Origin of the sequence: Mangrovibacter yixingensis (assembly GCF_020523985.1) — a bacterium.
Classification (GTDB): Bacteria; Pseudomonadota; Gammaproteobacteria; order Enterobacterales; family Enterobacteriaceae; genus Mangrovibacter; species Mangrovibacter yixingensis.
Genome location: NZ_JAIVKM010000001.1, coordinates 51,019 through 70,264, shown reverse-complemented (window position 1 = coordinate 70,264; position 19,246 = coordinate 51,019). Strand labels below are relative to the sequence as shown.

Sequence of the window (19,246 nt, the reverse complement as noted above, 5' to 3'; positions counted from 1 at the left end):
CGCCAGTGTGTTCGGGGTGGGTGTTGTATCTGTGAAATTTGGGTTATCTGCAAACACTGGGTGGTTGTTGGTTAACGCCTCTTCTGCCCTGAATTACATGTATTTTCAACAGGATTTGCGAGCCTGGCCACAGGTGTTTGCTTGCCCGGAAGCGGGAAAAACTGTATTTTTTTCCGGCACCTGCATAATCAGGTGCCGGGATTGAGACCCCGATCTATCAGAAGACACTACATGCTGCTGCGTGTACTATGTGTTGCGACCTCACTCACCCAAATTATGGTGAGCTGAGCAGGGGAACCGAAAGGTTCGCCGGGTTCTCTGATAGCCGGTAGTCTCAACTCTGTTCAGCCCACCACCAGTAAAGATTGAGACCTTTCTGTGGTGGATTATCAATCTATCTATCGGAGAAGTTATCTAATGGCTACTAACGCTGTTTTCACTCAATCTTTACTTACCCTGCCCGTTAGCGACCAGACAGATTTCACCGTACTGGCGCGCCACTGTGAACACCTGGCGGAAACCCTGCTGGAATGTGCTGACCCACTGTTACACCGGGCACTGTGCGAAAAGCTGAATACCAGCCTCAGCCTGTTACGCCCCACGTTGCTGGAACCCATTCCCGCACATTTGGTTGACTGCCTGACAACAGACAGTATGGCAGCAGAAAACCCGGCACCAACTACTGCCGGTTTCGCGCCAGACAGCGAACAACTGTGTGATTACGCACTGGCGTTATCGCAACTGCTGGCATGCCATACACTGCCGCCAGGTTGTATACCGCCACTGCGTGGGTTACTAAACGATGTGGTCAGCCAGTTCGCCAGCCTGTTATGCGCCCCGCGCTGGCGCAACACACCGCTTGGCAGGGAGTGGATTGACTCCCCTGGCAGCGTATAACACCTGTTGATCGTGCGGGTAAAATAATAGATAAAACAGGGCTGCGTAATAGCGGCCCTGTTTGTTAATAAACAGGCTACAAGGTGAGTATTGTAAGGATGCCGGGACTGGGCTGGAACCGCACTATCACTTCTTCGACATGGCCTTTACAAACCATCACAGGTGGTACCTCTGCGGAAATTAAGAATGCTTTGCACGGCACCTGAATATCAGTGACATGGGGACAATAGCCTGCTCTGCAAGCGTATCTCCTTGCAAAGCAGCAGTCATCGAGCTAAATGCTTTCTCAGCCCAGGTTTCTTCGTCCTGCCGAACGGACCAAATATTATTGGGCAGAAAACCCAGCATAGGGTGTTCATCGAAAGTGCCGATATTAATGTCTTCAGGAATATACCCAAAATGGCTTCGCAAAACACTGAGCGCACCTTCCAGTACCGGCAATGAAGAAGCAATAAAAGCGGGAGGGGCTTTGTGATGCTCTGCAAAAAACTTCCTCATTAATAATTCACCATCTTCACGGCGGTTATGTTCAACTTCCTGAATCCAGGTGTCACTATCGGTGACACCATGGGCATTCATGGCATCAGTGTAACCTTTCAAACGTTCTCTGATAGTAGGCTGCCCTGCATCACCGGCCATGAAAAAAATCGGGAACTGCCCTGCGGCAATCATCGCTTCAGTAAGCACATGGCTACCATGTCGGTTATCGCTCACTACCAATGCAGTGTCCGGAATGCCAAAATCACGGTCAAGGAAGACCAGCGGCTTGGAAGATCGCTTTATATAATGCTGAAGCGACTGGCGTGATGATGGGACAATAAATAGGCCATCCACATTGCGTTCGACCAATGCATCCACCAATTTTTTTTCGTGTTTCAGGTCGCTATAGGTGCAACTTATCATCAACTGGTAGCCCGCATCACGGCAGCGGAGTTCCAGTTTTTCAGCCAGGGTTGAGAAAAAGACATTCGACAACCGAGGGATAATAAGACCGAGAGTCTCGGTTTTATTTAACTTCAGGCTACGAGCAACATGATTCACGGTATAACCGTGCTCTGCCACGTAATCGTTAATGCGTTGTTGAGTTTTGCTACTGATTCTGTATTGCTGCGCTTTTTTGTTCAGTACTAAACGAACGGTTGTAATAGAAATATTTAGCGCGGTAGCAATCTGTTCGACGGTTTTAGCCATGAGCGACAACTATAATTTTTACAGACACAAGGCCAGTTTATCAGGTTTAGCTGATTCGAGTGAGCTTTCCGTTGTAAATCATTCTGTATAAGAAAACCGGGGGGGTGCCCCGGTTTGCATTTAATCACTGTGGGTCTTTGGTTAAGTCCCTGTTAGATGTTTCTGGTGCTTTCCAAGCTGCATAAGCGGCTACCAGCGCAGCAATAACGACATAGGTGGCGACCAGAGTCCAGTTATTATTATCCAGCGCAGTTAACCCTTTAGCGATAAAAGGTGTAAACCCACCAGCGACAATGGCTCCCAGTTGTGCACCTATAGATGCGCCACTATAACGGACTTTGGGACCAAATAATTCAGTAAAGAATGATGGCTGAACAGAATTAATTGAGTTATGCGCAATATTGATTAATAAGACATACCCAATAACCATTAATATAAATGAATCACTTTCCAGCAACCAGAAAAATGGGAATGCCATAACTGCCGCACACAATGCGCCAAAAATATAAACAGGACGTCGACCAACTTTATCCGATATAGCACCAAAAAGTGCATGCATTGGAAAGGCAAGTACACAGGTTGCCATAATGACGCCCAGCATTGTTTGTTTTTCCACACCCAAAGTGCCAGTAGCATAAGATACAGCAAAAACCGTACACATAAAAAATGGGACACTTTCAGCAAAGCGTAAAACCATTATCAGTAAAATACTGCGCCACTGTTTGCGTACGACTTCAACAACCGGGCTTTCTGCTTTCTGTTTTTTCTGTGATGTATGTTTCTGCTGGCGTTGCACTTCCTGAAATACCGGGGTTTCATCAAGTCTGCGGCGCATATACATCCCTACCAATACCAGAGCTACACTGAGCATGAAAGGTACCCGCCACCCCCAACTAAGCAGTTGATCTTCTGGGAGCATCATCATGATAGCAAACACCCCTGTTGCAAGGAGTTGGCCGGAAAACCCCCCTGTTTGCGGGATGGATCCCAATACACCACGGCGATTTTTTGGCGCACTTTCAACAACCATCAACATTGCGCCCCCCCATTCGCCCCCCACAAGAAACCCTTGAATAAACCGGATAATAACTAATAAAAGCGGCGACCAAATACCGATAGCATCGTAAGATGGCAGGCAACCAACCAAAAAAGTGGCAGTTCCCATACCACCCAACGTTATCATCAGCGTAATTTTTCGCCCCAAGGTATCGCCCATATGTCCGAAAAATATACCGCCCAGAGGACGGGCAACAAACCCGACACCAAATGTTGCAAAGGATGCCAGCAAACCTGCAACCGGGCTGACATTAGGGAAGAAAATTTTACTGAAAACTAAAGCACTGGCCAGTCCATACAGTAAGAAATCATAATATTCAATGGTATTTCCGATCCAGCTGGAAATAACCACACGGCGAATACTTGCTTTATCGAGAGCCGTGTTTTTCACCACGGGAATGTCAAGAGATACCGACATAATATTAGCCTCTTCGCATATCGCTGAAAATAATTATACATTTCCAGCGCACCCTTTATTAATAATGGGTGAGTTTGTATAGGATCAGGAGTATGTTATATTTATTTCTACTACTTAATTTTTAATGCATTAGTTGCAGCTGGCAATAAACAATATTTTTTCTATTCCATGTATAGCTCATATGAATAGTATTTCCCTCACAAATAATCGCCGGGTATGAATACTCTCCTTCATCTGTTTCTATATCAAAGGGAGCAGACCATTGTTGACCATTATCAGTTGATACACTAAGAGACAAAGGATAACGTCGCCCCCAATTTCCACATACCGGATTCCATGCCAAAACGATGCTATGACGATGCGTACTGGCAAGGTCAATACCACTATTGTTATTGGGTAACGAGGTGGCATAAGCCTCACACCAGTTTTTACCATCGTCTGTTGAGTCACTGCGATAAATATACCCACGGGTACTACGCAAAAGCATATGAATATGCCCAGGAGAAGATTCCCAGAGGGAAGGCTGGATAATCCCATCCCACCGCATTACCCGTGACAGACTATTTTCCCATAGCGCATTGTTTGACAGACCTTGCCATAATGTTGTGCCTGTTTCACTGGCCGGAAGCTGGTGTGTGAACGGGACCTCTGACATCATCCAGTGCATACCATTATCTTCAGAGCGGTCAATAAAGGCATCCCAATGGAGTGAGTTTTCTATGGACCCAGGAGCCAGCCAGGCACCACTGGAAGTTTTTAGCACCTTATTTTTTACCGGGCCGCGTGGACGAGTATCCTGCGGAACCAAAAGTGCAGGTTGACTCCAGGTGTTCCCAGCATCAGATGAGGTGATATACCGGGTTTGCCATGTGTGTACATTTTTACCCGTTTTATAGAACAGCCAGACACATTCTTCTGTGCAAAATAAGACTGGATTCCAGTGAGGAACGCCCTGCTCTGCTGCAACCTTTTGTGCGCAATACCATGTATCCTTTTGTTTTCTTGCCAGCCAAATTGCAGTGTCGTCGCTACCTTCCTTATGACCGGCAAACCATGCAACTAAGACATCCCCACCCGGCAAAGCAACAAGTGTCGATGCGTGGCATTGACCTGGTTCGAGACTGCATTCCGGGATAATAGGTTGTTGGATCAGTTTTTTTAGTAACATGTTTGCGTTCCAGATTTACAGCGCTAACTGTAATTTCAGGCTTTCACCCAACCTAACCATACTGTTTATGGCTTCAGGATAAAAACTGTTGTTCCATGTCTGACTTCCCCTTGAACGACAAGTGAAATCGCGGAAATTACCTATCTTCTGTTGGTAATATTTGGCACAAACTGGGTAATCCAGGTTTTCTACTAACGCCGCTGTTGACAAGTAATCCGCTAAAATTTCTGCCTTTTCGGGTTCCGTTTGCCAGTGTTCATAAAGCCAGACGTACAGTTCCGGATGAAAATTTGCCATGACACCGCTGTATGCCTGACAACCCTGCCGGAACGCCCCCAATAATGTTTGACTGTTAGCGTTGGCAATATGTAGCCGGCTATCCTGTGTTAGTTTTAAACGCCGTGTAATAATTGGCAGGGAACAGCAAGTGTCTTTAATAAAGGTAAAGCGCTGGCTCTGCGCACACCACGACACCACATCGTCAGAAAGCAGGCGTTTATAAGGGAAAGGACATTCATAAATGCCCAAATCAACGTTGTCTGGCAAAGATTGAGTCATCTGCTGTAGTGTGCTCAATACTTTGTCGCTTGTTTCGTCTGCCTGAGCCAACCGGTTACTTATCAGAATCAGCCCATCAATACCTGTTTCAGCCATTGCGCAAAGTTGTTCGATTTGTTGGCTGATACCCGTCGCAGTGTGCCCTGATGCCACGACAGGAACACGCCCGGCAACTTTATCAACAATAAAATTCACTACATGGCGTGCTTCGCTGTCACTCAAATAAAACATTTCGCTGGACTGGCAAGCGGCAAATAACCCATGAACACCAGCCTTGAGATACCATTCCACCAGTTTTTCCAGAGAATCCCAGTCGATCTCCCTCTCGTGATTAAAAGGAGTAAGCATCACCGGCCAAATTCCGGAGTATTTTTCTGCTTCAGTTATCATTGTGTTATTCCTGCTCGAGTAAGTGAATTGCACTTCCCGCGACCTTAACGCGGATCCCCTGGGTTAGTGCCTGAGCGACAAAAGCGCGTAATACATCAGACAAAACAAGCTCATCAACATAAGCAACAACTAAGTGGTTACTCTCGTGACCTGCCATTAAGTCATCACGGTTTACACCATCCAGTACGGCGTTGAGTAACGGCCATTCATAGTTGGTTGCCCGACGGCGGCGTTCAAATTCATCTTCCGGTAACTCAACCGCATGACCTGTACCGATATGCATTACAACGCTGGTATTTTCATAGTGGGCTCGTGCCCAGATAAGACGCCCGGCCTTCCCTTGCCCAGTAATGGTCGAGCCACCATATGGGAAGAACATGGCTGGCTGGCGATACCCGGTTGCACCAGCAATACCGCCCTTGAGGTGAGCAAAAGGCACTGCACCAGAGATTTCCAGGTCCCAATAGAATGTCCCTTGGTATTCACTCCCCCAACGAATGTCATGCAGCGTTGTTTCAGCTGGCAGACCAAATGCCGTGAATAATTGCCATAGCATGACTTGTGGGATAGCGGCTCCCATGTCCACTTCGTTAATGCAAGGTATGGCCTGTTCTGGTTTAATGATATTGCCCTGTTCATCAGGTATCGGGAAACGTTCAGCGTTACCAATAGCTCCCTCAGCGAAATCAGAAGCTGCACAACTGTCTTTCAGTCCTTGTTGGTACTGAACGCCAATAGCCGACAACCCGAAACGTTTTACATACCGCGCCATCGCTATCATCATGGCGCACTGCTCCAGAACTTGTTCTCGGGTTAATTCTGTGGCGCTATCGTGCCCATAGTTAAATTTCATCCCTCTGCTTTGATACCAATTAAGGCAAGACTCTCGCAATTCAGGAGTAACCTGTTTCATTTCCACTAATAAGGCTGACTGAGAGAGAGATTCAATAGGCATACCAATATCGATCATGGCTTTTTGGGGAAAGACGCCATTAATCATTCCCATACAAAAGCTGTCGAACAGGCCCAGAATAGCTTTGTTCTTAAGGATGTATTCTCCAACCTGGCGTCCCATTTGACCCGCATAGGTAGCCATAACTTTATTGGTCGGTTCAATATCGTGCAGATAGTTTACTGGGTGGTGCAATGCGCCATCGCGTAACCAGGTGCTTAATCCTTGAGAGAAGAGCTCGTCATCAAACTGTTCAGACCATAATCTGGAATAAGATCTTCCAAGGCTTGTCAGTGTTCCTGCCATACACAGCATTCCAACCAGACCCGGCCAGGTGCCATCGAAGTTAGCCAGCAGAAGAATAGGCCCCTTATGGTGTACCAAAGAAGGTGCAAGATGATGCGAGTATTGCCATGCAGTAAGCAAAACAATAACAGGGGATTCAGGTGAAATTTTTGCAAAGAGATCACTCCCCTCGCGTTGACTGCTAATAAAGCCATGACCACGTTTTTTATCAATGGTATGTGCTCTAACCATTCGATAACCAAGCCTTTCTAGCGCCGATTGTAGTTTTTCTTCAAACACCTGTTGCACCGGCCAACACGCCTGATTTGCTGATTCACGCAAATCGGCATTGGTGACCATGAGAACTTCACCTTTCTGTGCAGCTAAAGGTTCAACAGGTTCAGGAAGAGACAGTGTCAACATTTTAGTTCCTTAGTTATTCGTTATTGTTCACACCATGCCTGCATGTTTCGCATGATATGCTGTTGATGTTCATACATTTTTATATAGGCCTGATATTTTGCCTGGTGGAAATCAAACGTAGACGGGTTTGGGGTGATGATGTCACCCTGATGAACCATCACCTTTGCTGCATCAGTAAGTGTTTTGAACGCACCACAGGCAACTGCACCAGTGATTGCAGCTCCTAAGGTGACAACATCATCGTCAGCACATAAATGAAGAGCCAACCCGGTAATATTGGCGTACTCCCGTAACCATGTTGGGTTTTTCGTAACGCCACCGCATACTGTAAGCTGTGTAATCACATGCCCGGCCTGGGCCATAGTTTCAATAATGTGACGTGTACCGTAAGCAATGGCCTGCAACGTGGCCAGATAGTAGCGAGCCAGGGCATCTGTTCCTTGTTCCAGGGTCAGACCACTAACTGCACCTCGTGCGAGAGGATTCGCTCGCGGTGAGCGGTTACCGTGATGATCTGCCAGTACATGCAATTGCGCGGTTGGCCAGATATCTCGTTTCTCGAGTGAATCAACCCATCGATTAACAATTGCGTAAATACTCTCTCCAGACTTTTCTGCTTCATGGTGCAGTTCTGGCCAGGCATCACTCTGGCGTAACGTCCATTCAACTAATGCCCCCGCGGCACTTTGCCCACCTTCACTAAGCCACCAACCTGGTAACATAGCTCCCCAATAGGGTCCCCAGACGCCAGGGACATTGACTGGTTGGGGACTGACTAACATATGGCAGTTGGACGTGCCGCCTATTAAAGCCAGGTTATGTTCTGGCTGGCTTCCTACTAACGCTAAACCGCCAGCATGGGCATCAATCATCCCACTTGCGACAACTACCTTTGTGGTGAGTCCGAAGGCTTGTGCAACATCAGTACGTAAATAACCAGCCAGCTCCCCCGGTTGCAAAATCGTGGTAGGTATTTTTTTGGGTAAATCGGGTAGCCCCACTCGCTCCAGCAATGACTGACTGAAACGTTTTTCGTGGGATAAATAGTTCCACTTACAACTTAAGGTACAAACACTTGCGACATCATTGCCCGTTGCCCGCCATACCAAATAATCAGCCAAATCAAATAAACGCCATGCTTGCTGGTAACGCTCAGGGAAATGGCGCTTAAGCCAGCAGACTTTTGGTAATTCCATTTCAACGCTCACCTCACCGCCAACAAATTCCAGGGCAGGATCGCGAGTAGCATTAATTTTCTGTGCCTCATAAGTTGCACGGTGATCCATCCACATCATGATGTCATGGCTCTCATCACCCGTTTCAGAAATGCTAATTCCTTTTCCTTTTTCGCCCACAGCAACCAGAGAGCAGGTAGCATCGAAACCAATACTACATACTGATTCAGGGGAAACCCCCGCATTCTGGACGCAGGTTTGGACAACCTGGCAAACAGAAGACCAAATATCTTCTGATGACTGCTCTACCTGGTTTGGTGCTATGTGGAACTGGGCAATAGGACGAACAGCAAAGGTTAGCCGTCTCCCTTGAGCATCATAGATACCCGCCCTGACACTCGCAGATCCAACATCAACGCCAATAAAAAAAGACGCACTCATGGTGTACCACCTTTTTGCTAACTCGAGTTAGCAATTTATACCTGGCAAAGAAAGACGACAAACTATTCACTGTTTTTTTGTGATACGAATCATAAAGTGATATGTAACCCATTAATAAATTTGGATATTTATTCTTTCAGCCAGTGTTCATACACACTTGCGGCGGGATTTTTCTGATTGAATCTGGTGTAGTGACCAACTCTTCGTTCAAGAGTAATGGTTATAAACAACGCCCCGAATTGCTTTGGGTCGTTGTCTCCTGTGATTGTGCAGAATCAGGAATGGTGCGAAGCACATCATATATCTGGGCAGTTCAGTACACTGATTATCAGCAAAAAATAATCAAGAAATACAAAATCCTGCCGATACATCAAGACAAGATTAAAACTCAACGAAGAACGCAGGAAATGATAACTTTTAAGGATATATGGTTAAGTCGTGATGTTCTTTCCTTCAGCACACAATACTACGAGCACGCGTTATTCGTGGAGAAAACCAGTAAGTCGCTACTTATTTTTCTCTACTCACCCCCACAAGTAAATCAAAAACCGGTGAGTATTGTTCTTCTCCAATAAACCTGAATTCCTGTGCAGTTGGATGACGATAAGTCATTCCGACCTGGCCAGGAAAAAATAACACTCTTTCATAATACGTCATGCTTTAATAAGGATTCATCATGAAAATTTTAAGCTACTTTTTAATTCCTATAATATTAATTATTTCAGGTTGTAATACTTTTTTCCCCGAGCAGAAACAATACATGCCGCCACCAGACAGTGCTGATGTAGCTAAAATTCGCCTTATTGGCCCGCCCATGAGCTTTGGCCTGTATCAAACCGATGCTTCGGGTAAGAAAAATGGTGGTTGGGTGTTAAAACATAGCCGTTACGTAAATCTTTCTTTAGGTTCAACAAAGGATATTGGGCTACCCAAAGTGACTGGCAAAAAATATGACCAGGATTATTTTGAAACATTTCTAATCCCTGATGAAAAAACAGCGATTCGGCACTATACATATCAAGGTTGCAGTATAAGCCTTGAGTTCACGCCAGAAAAGAGAAAAATTTATGAGGCACGTATTAGTTATAGTGATAAAAGCGGGTACTGCGTTCTTTATTTGAATGAAGTCGCATTTGATAACATTAATAAAATTTACGTTGAGAAGGATGTTAAAAATGATCTGGATTAAATCAATTACCATTGGCATTATCTGCATTATAATTACCGCTTGTGCCTCAAATGTTGACCGAACAAAAGAGACGCGGTTATCTGAATACTCTGAGAAAGAGATTAGAAATATAATCACTCCTGAAGTGACGAGCCGAAAAGACGTTTTGATCAAATTAGGAACTCCAGTAAATACAGAAAATTACAATACTTCAACACACTGGGTTTATTATTCCAAAATAACAGACCGTAGTATTTATTTGGTTATACCTATTATTAAAGACAGAGAGCAGTTTCTCACAATAGATTTTTCAGATAAAGGAATAGTGTCAGCCTATCACTATACCGAAAAGTGATTTAGCTATCTGATAAAAGGGTGTTCAGTCATAAAGTTAACGGTATACCGATGGCATAAAATTTTATTCTGAATGTTTTCATGATGCCGGAGGCCTATCCTCCGACATCATGGCTGTGTCCATTTGATGCCACTCTATGGCATTTTCTAAAAAGTATTTTCCGACTTAGTTTTATCTTTTCACACTTTACTGCAGTTATTCCCCTCGTCTTTTTCTGCCAACTGGCGTTGAGACGGGAAATTTCCGCAGCCTGTTCGCTCTCGCGTTCAGAGGTGGTTGCCTGATTCTGCTGTTTGCTTCGCCAGTTGTAGAGCTGGGATTCGTACAGACTGAGTCCGCGGGCTGCTGCGGCCACACCGATACGTTCAGCAAGCTTCTGGGCTTCGTCACGAAATTCGGGCTTAATGCTGCTTACGCGGATTCTTACTGGTTGAGAGTTTACTCACTTAGTCGCGTGTCCACTATTGCTGCGTAAGATCTACATCAGCCCTACGCAGCTGCTACTGCTTCGATCTCGACACTGACTCCATAATGCAATTCGGAAACACCCAAAATAGCGCGTGCCGGTTTATGGTCTCCCAGCCACTGGGCATAAATACTGTTAAAAAGCGGCCAGTCAGAAATATCTGTCAGGTAAATTCTTACCATCCCCAGTTTGTTTTTTGAAGAGCCTGCAGCTTTCAGACACTCCTCAAGATTCTGCAGGACCTGTTTTGCCTGTAATTCAAACGGCTTTCCACTGAGCATAACTCCGGTTCCAGTGACAGGAAGCTGCCCTGAAACATAGATGCTTCCTGACATCGTGCAACAGTGGGAATAATGACCTGCCGGAGGACAGTCGATTCTATCCGTACAAAGAATGTCTTCGCTCATTTTAACTCCTCTGGAATTTACTTATTGCACCAGCTAAAAAAAACAGCTCACATAGTGCTGGACACTTTTCGTGTACTGGCTTCAAACAAGCGTGAATAACGGAAAGGATGCGGATCAACAACAGGTGAATCATCAGCAACAAGATCAGCCGTCAGTCGTCCGGCTCCTGGACCGATGCCAAATCCGTGCCCACTGTATCCGCATGACAATATAAGGCCAGGAAGCGAGGGCACGGCCGAAATGACAGGGACGTCATCTGGAGCGCAATCAATCAATCCTCCCCATGATTGAGTAGCTCTGAGGCCCGCCAGTGCAGGAAATTCCTTCACCATTGCCGCAAGACCCATTTGTACAACATTTTCTGATACGTCTGGGTCCAGTATGCGTATTTTTTCAAAGGGCGATATTTTATCCATAGCCCAGTAAGCCAGAGCTTCAGGTCCCTGAATAAATGAGGAAAGCCTAACCTTGAAGGACAGATTCATACGACGTGCTTTATAGAGTGGGTAAAACTGCTTTGCGTACCTTAAGCTCTGAAATCCGGGTTCCAACCTTCCGGCACCTGAAAGTGCAACCGTATATCCCCCATCCAGACGGGGCTTGCAGGAAAATGACTCTGTGTAAAAAGGCGTTGTAATCAGGGGAGGGGCCGGAAGAGTACGGAAAGCCGTACCAATAACATTTCCCATCGGCAAGTCAATGCCATGACGCCTGCAAAAAAGCGAACTCCATGCGCCCGCGGCACAGACGACTCTTTCAGTTTTGATTAGTCCCCGTTCAGTGATCACACCGCTGACTTTACCAGCAGAAATATCCAACCCGCGCACCGCACATCGCTGAAAAAGAAGAGCCCCCTTTCTTACAGCAGCCGCCATCAGTCCAGGAGCAGCCATAGAAGGATCCGCGTGACCATCATCGGGAGAATGTACCCCTCCCTTCCAGCTTGTGATACTGCCCGGGGTCAGCTGCTTGGCCTGCTCTGCATTCAATATATTGCTCTTTATTCCATATTGGCTGGCCATTTTCCCCCAGGCATCCCAAGTGCTTATCTCTTTTTCATTCTGGGTAGCGTATACAAGCCCGGTAGCACGGTATCCCAGTTCCTCGCCAGTCTCATCGTTGAGTTCCCGCCAACGTTGCAGAGCGTGAATGATAAGAGGCAATTCTCGCTCATCTCGATTCTGCTGACGACACCAGCCCCAATTTCGCCCGGACTGTTCTGCACCTACCAGTCCTTTTTCAAGCAGTACAACCCGGTACCCCTTACGCGTGAGTTCCCAGCAAGTAGCGGCGCCCACAATTCCCCCACCAATTATCACAACATCGGCAGTGTCCGGAAAATGCAGACTATCCTGGATTAATTTAAGCGGTGTAGGCATTGATTCTTCTCTTTTCAATATACAGGGACATGCGAGCTTGTTCGGCCGCGCCATTTAAAAATCGATAAGAACGCTTTTCTGACGCATACAGGATTCAAATGATTGTCTGCCCAAATCTTTACCCATACCTGATCCCTGGAATCCCCCGGTTGGAATAATGAAATCTTTCGTTCTTCTGTACCGGTTAATCCAGACTGTGCCTGCGTCAAGGGTTCGCATCAGGCGCATGGCCCGCTGAAGGTTTAGAGTATGCACACCAGCACAAAGGCCATAAATATCATGTTTGGCCAGAGCAATGGCTTCCTCTTCGTTTTCAAATATCTGGATGGTCAGAACAGGCCCGAAAATTTCCTGTTGTACGGCTATGTTGTCTTGCGATACGTTCCCGAGTAATGTCGGCTGCCAGAACCATCCCTCAGCCGTGTCCTCAAATCTTTTACCACCCACGATGAGTTCTGCACCTGCCTGCACTGATGCTGACACGATTGAATGAACCTTTTCACCCTGGCGACGGTCGATTAAAGGACAGTATCGGGTCTCAGCATTCCAGGTCATTCCGGGAACAGGCTGCTGGCACATCTCCACCAGTTTGTCGATGACTGCGTTTGCTATCCCTTTTTGTATGATCAACCGGGAACCTGATACGCAGGCCTGCCCAGCATTTGTTGTAAAGCCAAGAAAAATGCGCTCTGCGATTTCATCTACATCACCGGCATCATCAAACACCAGTTGAGGACTTTTCCCACCTAACTCCAGGGTGACAGGCTTAGTGCCGGATAACGCAGCCTGACACATTATCTTTGCCCCCGTTTCTGTTGAGCCGGTAAACGAAATCTTTCTCACGAGCGGATGGGAAACTAAAGCGTTACCCGTCGTCTGCCCACTGCCCTGCACCACATTCAGCACGCCAGCAGGCAGCCCGGCTACTACTGCGAGCTCAGCAAACCGGGCCGTTGAAAAAGGAGTCAGTTCAGAAGGCTTAAGTACCACTGCGTTTCCGGAAGCGAGGGCAGCCCCGCACTTCCATGACGCCATTGATAGTGGAAAATTCCATGGAGTAATAGCACCAATTACCCCATATGGTTCGGAAATTAACATTCCCAGACTATCTTGACGGGTAGGGAAAACGTCGCCGCTGAATTTATCTGCACACTCAGCATAAAAACGCAGGGCCTCAGCGGTAAAGGGCACTTCATGACTGATGACGTCGGAAATAGGACGAGTTGATCCTACAGCTTCAAGCTTTGCCAGATATTCAATATCGGCATCAATCAAATCGGCCCAGCGACGAAGAACAGCCCCCCGCTCACGAGGAGAGCATGAGGACCATCCGCTGGATTTACGTTTTTCTTCCGCTACGGTGACGGCCTGATCGACAAGCCCAGCTTCTGCATTATTGATCTCTGCATAGCATTTGCCATCAGAAGGCCGCATAACGGATAAGGTCTCTCCTTTTGCTACAGTGAATGCGCCGTCAACAAAATGGCCTGAAGATAAACCAACACTATCTGGATCAAAGCTGGACATAGTTCCGCCTTATTTGATTGTCTGACAAGTGGTGCAGAAGCCTGAGCTGCCGCACATGTAATATATGAATCAGGAGGCTGCAGCGGCAGCTGATAAAAAATTACCAGCCTCTGATGCGATCCCATAATTGCAGATCAACTTCATCGTTCTGTTTTACTCGGTATACGTCGTGCATGGATGCAGTGGCACAGGCGTGATTAGGCAAGATGCGTAACCGTGTACCCAGAGGGAAATTTTCGGGGCCACATTTATCATCTTCCGGTAATATGACGATCCCATGCTCCTGACTGACTGATGCAACTGTGTAATTGAGCGGTTTTCCTTCCATGTCACACACAAGGCCATAACCGTAGTCCTCAACCTGTGATGCAGTACCTCTGTCACGAGACAGTGCCATCCATCCTGCATCGACAAACAGCCACCGTTTTTCCAGATTATGTCCGATGACAGTTGTCACCACAGAGATGGCAATGTCCTCTGTAGTGCAGACGCCAACGTTTTTCATGAATAAATCGAATGTTGAAAATACACCTGCGCGGACTTCGGTAATGCCGCTCAGGTCATCAACACGATGAGCGGTGGGTGTTGACCCCACGCTTACGACAGGACAGCGGATACCCGCTTCACGCAAATGTCTGGCTGCTGTTAATGCCGCCAGGCATTCATTTCTGGCCGCTTTTTGTATCTCTGCCTGAGTCTGGCAGTGATAAGACTCGCCAGCATGGGTTAAGACACCTGTTACACTCACTCCTCCGGATTCAAGTATGCGCCCTATCTCCAGTAGCAACGCATTGTCCGGGAGGATACCGCCACGATGACCGTCACAGTCGATTTCAATAAATGCAGAGAACTGAAATTCTCTTTCTGCTGCGCACTCAACAACCGCTTTTGCCTGCGTAACGCTGTCCAGAAGAATATGGATGGTTGCCCCATTTTTCGACAGTTCAATGACGCGATCCAGTTTGTGAGGTTCAATACCCACTGCATATAACAAGTCGAGGTAGCCCGCGGAGGCAAAAGCTTCTGCCTCTGCCAGAGTAGAAACTGTTGCAGGTGAGCTTAGATCTTTAAGCAGTAGCGATGCGGCCTGTAAGCTTCTCAATGTTTTCAGATGAGGGCGGACATAACACCCGAGCTTGTTAATATGATCGTACAGACTGGCGACATTTTTTTTAATCTTTGCTTCTTCAAGCAACAAATAGGGGGTTTGCGTAGCTTCTCTACTGTTAGATGTAGTCATAGTCATCTCCGTTTACATAAGATGATTCTCTCACCTCGCAAATATGTTTAAAATGCAACCAAACCCAATTACTAATTAGGTTACATCCTAATGATCAACAGCGATGACCTTCGTTTCTTTAGTGTGGTAGCGACCAGTAATTCGTTGAGCGCTGCATCCAGATTTTTGGATATTACGCCACCTTCTGTCACACAGCGCCTGCAAAATATTGAGGCGAAACTTGGTGTACGCCTTATTCAGAGACCTTCAAGACAGGTACGACTTACCGAGGAAGGGGAAATACTCTTTAAAAATGCGCAGAAGATAATCGCTGAGATTGACGCGCTTCAGGAAACTATCGACATCAAAAAAGGAAAAGTAACAGGTGTGTTACGCGTGCTGGCACCGCTGGGGTTTGGAACGGAGTATATTGCTCCTTTGTTAGCGGAATTTACTGCTCGTTATCCAGAACTCTCCGCAGACCTCACCCTCTCTGATAACCCCAACTGGATGCAGACAGAAAAATGGGATGTGGTAATTTACATTGGTCATCTCAGGGATACCTCTCTGTACTGCACTAAGATCGCTGATAACCGCCGATATTTGTGCGCCTCCCCGCTTTACTTATCGCAAGTTGGTGCTCTCAGTCATCCAAATGAACTGAAAAACCACAGCTGCCTGGTGTTGAGAGAAAACAGTGAAGATGTAACGCGCTGGAAGTTTACCAGTAAGGAAGGAGAGATTTTGGTTCGGATCAGCCCGAGACTTGCAAGTAATGACGGTCGGGCTATTAAACGATGGGCCCTTGATGGAATGGGAATTATGGTCCGTTCAGAATGGGATGTTAGCTCTGCACTTAAAAATGGAACCCTGATCAGTCTACTTGAAGAGTTCTCGCTACCTGAGGCAAATATTGTTGCATTAACCGGACAACGTGAAAAAAACAGGCCCGCTCGCACTCAAAAATTTATTGATTATCTGAAAGAACATTTTAAAGAATTGCGATGGTGACAGTGTAAGCATACCTATTTTAGTTCCACGCACTTTTTGAGATTTCCGGGGTTTCAGCCATCAGCCGGTACTCTTCCGGCGTCAGGTTATTCAGGGATTTATGGGGCCGCTCACTGTTGTATTCCGTTAGCCAGCGCTCTGTGATTTTCCTCGCTTCATTCAGGATCCTGAACAGCAATGATCTGGCATTCGGTGAATCGGGCTTTACGCATGGTGATCTCCTCAGGGGACATATACAGTATGTCGGAAGATCTCTAAAAGTGAATGGTCCGGATTGCAGGGATGCTTACACAATCTTCTGCTCTTTTCGAACCTCACTCGGGTTCTTTCCTTCCGCGACCAGTTTTCGGGCATCGTCACGATGGGAACGGGCATCGGCGAGAATGATCGTCGGGTAAACCACAAGCGAGATCATTTTTTGTTTTACCGGCAAAACGATAACGGAACCGCCAACTCTTGCTTCCATTAGGTTCAATAAGCAATAAGGACCATTGCCCATCTCCAAGTGTATAGACGCGGCGAATCTGCATATCGTTTAAAGGCATGTGTATAGGAATCCAGGACCGAACAGGAACATATACACAATCCTGTACGCACTCGGTATCGGGTTCTACTGGATGGTTACGGACGATGATGGACTAAAAAGCGGAAAAATCGTTATAAATCAGAGGATTTATTGATGAACACGGACGTTTGGGGAAGTTGAAATGGGATAATAGGAACACATCATAACACAGTATAGCTTTGATTTTTAATTATTTTTTATCGTAACACCTTTTAACATACCCCCAAAAGTACCCCCAGACCACTTTGTATACCCCCGCAGTATTCTAGTTAAGGGGATATCCCCTTAACTAGAATTACTCCAGCAATTTCATAACATATTATAATGTTTAATCTTCATCATCGAGATCTTCATCATCAAACTCATGGTCATACGGGAAAAGTACAACCTCATCTTCTGGTATTACTGACTCACAGTTTTCAAGCTCATCTGAATCGATAAACTCTGTAGCTAAAACGACATTTCTAAAATTGTTGTCGGTAATCCATTCTGAATTCCATATTTGCTCATGGGGCTCATCATACTCACCAGATACAACAGAGCAAAGCTTCTCATCATAATCTATCGAGTTATCAATGTGATAAGAAATTCGCTGCAACCAGATATCTAAAATTCCGGTTCCCAAGACAGGCTCGAATTTACTTCTAATTTGCGATAACAGCTCAATTTTTTGATCATTTTCTTCCACAAATTTCAGTACATTACTAAGAACTAATGCACATGACGGAAAAGTTCGTGGATTGTTAACCATTATATCTGTAATTATACTTATTATCGGTAAAACATCTTCTTTTAATTCATTCATCCGTTCCAAACGTTTATTTATTTTAGAGAGATATTTAGGGAGTTGCCCAGAGTTTTTATACTTCCGTGAAAAAATTAAAAGTTTTAACAGCGTTTTTTGAATAGTTGTGGCGTACACATTTTTCCCAAAAAGCATTAAAGCTTCTTGCTTGTCCGTTTTCATCGAATTGAGAATTATATCCTCGGAAAGCGATGTTTTAGAAGCGTTAAGTTGAAGACCCAATTTTTGTAGAATTACAGTTAGGTGTCTCGCTATTGCCTCAGCATCCTCTTTACTTTGTGTAAAAATCCGGTAATCATCGCGATATCTAATAATATTATATTCCGTAATATCTTCTTCTTCTAACTTCTCAGTTAGAGATTCATCAGCGTAACCGAGGATTATTTCTGCAATAAAGTCCATCAGAACGGCACCTTGTGGGATGCCATTTGTCTGCCCCCAACGCATCTGTCTTAATGCGTGATCGATGCGATTTCCGAGATTCGCATCATCACCTCTAATACCTTTGGCCTCTTCTTTTGTATGTATTGCCCAAGGAATAGAATGCGTATAAATTGATGGATAAAAATTTGCTATGTCTGTAGTAAATAAATACTTGAAGTCTAAGGCCTTATTGATGGATGCTTGTTCTACATCTCGCCACCATCCTGACACTGTTTCAGCATTATCAGAAACATCTTCATTATCAGACTCTCTCGGTAAACTTGCACAGGTAATTTTATCATTGAGACTAAAAACAGAAAATCGCTCAAGTAATAACTCCCAAGCATCCTCCTCGGTTATTTTATTTACCAGATGAACATATATTGCTGGGTGAATTAAATCAAATGGCCTCCACGAATAATGACCATCCTTATTAGTTTGGAGAGTGTAATTAACATCCTCGAATTCACATGCTTTTTTATATCCAATATCCTTGATGCCATTTCGTTTTCTTTTAAGTGATTTATCTACTGCATCTAAAAGCGGGGAAAAGTCAAAGTAAACGGGCAGTGGAAAACTGCAATAGCTATTATGTTTTAAGAAAAAGTCCTTAGCTTCATCAGCTTCCATTTCAGTAATTAATTTCATAAAACGAGATCCTTTATCGTTGAAATTTCAAATAAAAAACATTCATGCCACATTTCATTTATCAAATCAACAAAGAATTCACCTCCGATTTGTTAGGTTGTCTCTTGTTAAAGTGGAACTTAAGTTAAATTTGGATGGATCAGATAAAATTAACTGATCACATCAACTGTAACTTAGATCGTTCAGAGCCAAAATTCCCGCTGGCTATGCCGACGGATGACAAGTTTTGACAGGTGCTGCCAAGGATCTGCAACTGAAGCTTTCTGAAGCAGTAGCGGTTAACACTTTCCCCTAGTAAGGCATAACAAAACATAACAGG

The 19,246-nt window shown here is 45.5% G+C and carries 15 protein-coding genes and 3 pseudogenes; 4 read left to right on the top strand and 14 right to left on the bottom strand.

Annotated features, from left to right (window positions below; translation table 11 throughout):
• Positions 1-417: 417 nt before the first annotated feature.
• Positions 418-897, top strand: coding sequence for a hypothetical protein (locus LC084_RS00385; protein ID WP_226568418.1), 480 nt, complete (start codon positions 418-420; stop codon positions 895-897).
• A gap of 180 nt (positions 898-1,077) precedes the next feature.
• Here the strand turns inward: LC084_RS00385 and LC084_RS00380 are convergent, their stop codons facing one another.
• From LC084_RS00380 to LC084_RS00355, 6 genes are all read right to left on the bottom strand, one after another.
• Entirely contained in the window at positions 1,078-2,088 is a 1,011-nt protein-coding gene (locus LC084_RS00380; protein ID WP_226568416.1) for a LacI family DNA-binding transcriptional regulator, read from the bottom strand.
• A 124-nt stretch (positions 2,089-2,212) separates the two neighbouring features.
• Positions 2,213-3,562 carry an MFS transporter gene (locus LC084_RS00375; protein ID WP_226568415.1) on the bottom strand — a complete coding sequence of 450 codons (1,350 nt, stop codon included), beginning with the start codon at positions 3,560-3,562 and terminating at the stop codon, positions 2,213-2,215.
• A gap of 121 nt (positions 3,563-3,683) precedes the next feature.
• Entirely contained in the window at positions 3,684-4,730 is a 1,047-nt protein-coding gene (locus LC084_RS00370) for a sialidase family protein (protein WP_226568414.1), read from the bottom strand.
• Between the two features lie 15 nt (positions 4,731-4,745).
• A complete protein-coding gene (locus tag LC084_RS00365) occupies positions 4,746-5,678 on the bottom strand; it encodes a dihydrodipicolinate synthase family protein (protein ID WP_226568413.1) in 933 nt (310 codons plus the stop codon).
• Positions 5,679-5,682: 4 nt separating this feature from the next.
• Positions 5,683-7,338: a signal transduction protein gene (locus LC084_RS00360; RefSeq protein WP_226568412.1), complete on the bottom strand. Its 1,656-nt coding sequence runs from the start codon at positions 7,336-7,338 to the stop codon at positions 5,683-5,685.
• A gap of 20 nt (positions 7,339-7,358) precedes the next feature.
• Positions 7,359-8,954: an FGGY-family carbohydrate kinase gene (locus LC084_RS00355; RefSeq protein WP_226568411.1), complete on the bottom strand. Its 1,596-nt coding sequence runs from the start codon at positions 8,952-8,954 to the stop codon at positions 7,359-7,361.
• A 676-nt stretch (positions 8,955-9,630) separates the two neighbouring features.
• Here LC084_RS00355 and LC084_RS00350 point away from each other — a divergent pair.
• Together LC084_RS00350 and LC084_RS00345 are read left to right on the top strand one after the other, a co-directional pair.
• On the top strand, positions 9,631-10,143 hold the full coding sequence (locus LC084_RS00350; protein ID WP_226568410.1) for a hypothetical protein: 513 nt from the start codon (positions 9,631-9,633) through the stop codon (positions 10,141-10,143).
• Positions 10,130-10,477 (top strand): hypothetical protein, encoded by a 348-nt coding sequence (locus LC084_RS00345; protein ID WP_226568409.1) that lies wholly within the window; start codon positions 10,130-10,132, stop codon positions 10,475-10,477. Before LC084_RS00350 ends, LC084_RS00345 begins: the two co-directional genes overlap by 14 nt.
• Before the next feature lie 203 nt (positions 10,478-10,680).
• Here the strand turns inward: LC084_RS00345 and LC084_RS00340 are convergent.
• From LC084_RS00340 to LC084_RS00320, 5 genes and pseudogenes are all read right to left on the bottom strand, one after another.
• A pseudogene (locus LC084_RS00340) lies at positions 10,681-10,923 on the bottom strand (transposase); the annotation flags it as partial.
• 43 nt (positions 10,924-10,966) lie between these two features.
• Positions 10,967-11,350, bottom strand: a complete 384-nt coding sequence (locus tag LC084_RS00335) for a RidA family protein (RefSeq protein ID WP_226568407.1) — start codon at positions 11,348-11,350, stop codon at positions 10,967-10,969.
• 47 nt (positions 11,351-11,397) lie between these two features.
• A complete protein-coding gene (locus tag LC084_RS00330; RefSeq protein ID WP_226568405.1) occupies positions 11,398-12,729 on the bottom strand; it encodes an NAD(P)/FAD-dependent oxidoreductase in 1,332 nt (443 codons plus the stop codon).
• A 54-nt stretch (positions 12,730-12,783) separates the two neighbouring features.
• On the bottom strand, positions 12,784-14,256 hold the full coding sequence (locus LC084_RS00325) for an aldehyde dehydrogenase family protein (protein ID WP_226568404.1): 1,473 nt from the start codon (positions 14,254-14,256) through the stop codon (positions 12,784-12,786).
• Between the two features lie 100 nt (positions 14,257-14,356).
• Complete coding sequence (locus LC084_RS00320) at positions 14,357-15,496, bottom strand: alanine racemase (RefSeq protein WP_226568403.1); 1,140 nt, start codon at positions 15,494-15,496, stop codon at positions 14,357-14,359.
• Between the two features lie 90 nt (positions 15,497-15,586).
• On the opposite strand from LC084_RS00320, the gene LC084_RS00315 reads away from it, so the two are divergent.
• Positions 15,587-16,486 (top strand): LysR family transcriptional regulator, encoded by a 900-nt coding sequence (locus LC084_RS00315; RefSeq protein ID WP_226568402.1) that lies wholly within the window; start codon positions 15,587-15,589, stop codon positions 16,484-16,486.
• A 19-nt stretch (positions 16,487-16,505) separates the two neighbouring features.
• Here LC084_RS00315 and LC084_RS00310 read toward each other — a convergent pair.
• The 3 genes and pseudogenes from LC084_RS00310 to LC084_RS00300 all read right to left on the bottom strand — a co-directional run.
• Positions 16,506-16,661, bottom strand: a pseudogene (locus tag LC084_RS00310) (integrase core domain-containing protein); the annotation flags it as partial.
• Between the two features lie 117 nt (positions 16,662-16,778).
• Positions 16,779-17,031 (bottom strand): annotated as a pseudogene (locus LC084_RS00305) (Arm DNA-binding domain-containing protein); the annotation flags it as partial.
• 348 nt (positions 17,032-17,379) lie between these two features.
• Positions 17,380-18,927: an RNA-directed DNA polymerase gene (locus LC084_RS00300; RefSeq protein ID WP_226568401.1), complete on the bottom strand. Its 1,548-nt coding sequence runs from the start codon at positions 18,925-18,927 to the stop codon at positions 17,380-17,382.
• Positions 18,928-19,246 lie beyond the last annotated feature (319 nt).

Bases quoted from the DNA above. Each gene is read 5' to 3' on its own strand.
- LC084_RS00385 (WP_226568418.1), top strand. From the start codon at position 418: ATGGCTACTAACGCTGTTTTCACTCAATCTTTACTTACCCTGCCCGTT.
- LC084_RS00380 (WP_226568416.1), bottom strand. From the start codon at position 2,088: ATGGCTAAAACCGTCGAACAGATTGCTACCGCGCTAAATATTTCTATT.
- LC084_RS00375 (WP_226568415.1), bottom strand. From the start codon at position 3,562: ATGTCGGTATCTCTTGACATTCCCGTGGTGAAAAACACGGCTCTCGAT.
- LC084_RS00370 (WP_226568414.1), bottom strand. From the start codon at position 4,730: ATGTTACTAAAAAAACTGATCCAACAACCTATTATCCCGGAATGCAGT.
- LC084_RS00365 (WP_226568413.1), bottom strand. From the start codon at position 5,678: ATGATAACTGAAGCAGAAAAATACTCCGGAATTTGGCCGGTGATGCTT.
- LC084_RS00360 (WP_226568412.1), bottom strand. From the start codon at position 7,338: ATGTTGACACTGTCTCTTCCTGAACCTGTTGAACCTTTAGCTGCACAG.
- LC084_RS00355 (WP_226568411.1), bottom strand. From the start codon at position 8,954: ATGAGTGCGTCTTTTTTTATTGGCGTTGATGTTGGATCTGCGAGTGTC.
- LC084_RS00350 (WP_226568410.1), top strand. From the start codon at position 9,631: ATGAAAATTTTAAGCTACTTTTTAATTCCTATAATATTAATTATTTCA.
- LC084_RS00345 (WP_226568409.1), top strand. From the start codon at position 10,130: ATGATCTGGATTAAATCAATTACCATTGGCATTATCTGCATTATAATT.
- LC084_RS00335 (WP_226568407.1), bottom strand. From the start codon at position 11,350: ATGAGCGAAGACATTCTTTGTACGGATAGAATCGACTGTCCTCCGGCA.
- LC084_RS00330 (WP_226568405.1), bottom strand. From the start codon at position 12,729: ATGCCTACACCGCTTAAATTAATCCAGGATAGTCTGCATTTTCCGGAC.
- LC084_RS00325 (WP_226568404.1), bottom strand. From the start codon at position 14,256: ATGTCCAGCTTTGATCCAGATAGTGTTGGTTTATCTTCAGGCCATTTT.
- LC084_RS00320 (WP_226568403.1), bottom strand. From the start codon at position 15,496: ATGACTACATCTAACAGTAGAGAAGCTACGCAAACCCCCTATTTGTTG.
- LC084_RS00315 (WP_226568402.1), top strand. From the start codon at position 15,587: ATGATCAACAGCGATGACCTTCGTTTCTTTAGTGTGGTAGCGACCAGT.
- LC084_RS00300 (WP_226568401.1), bottom strand. From the start codon at position 18,927: ATGAAATTAATTACTGAAATGGAAGCTGATGAAGCTAAGGACTTTTTC.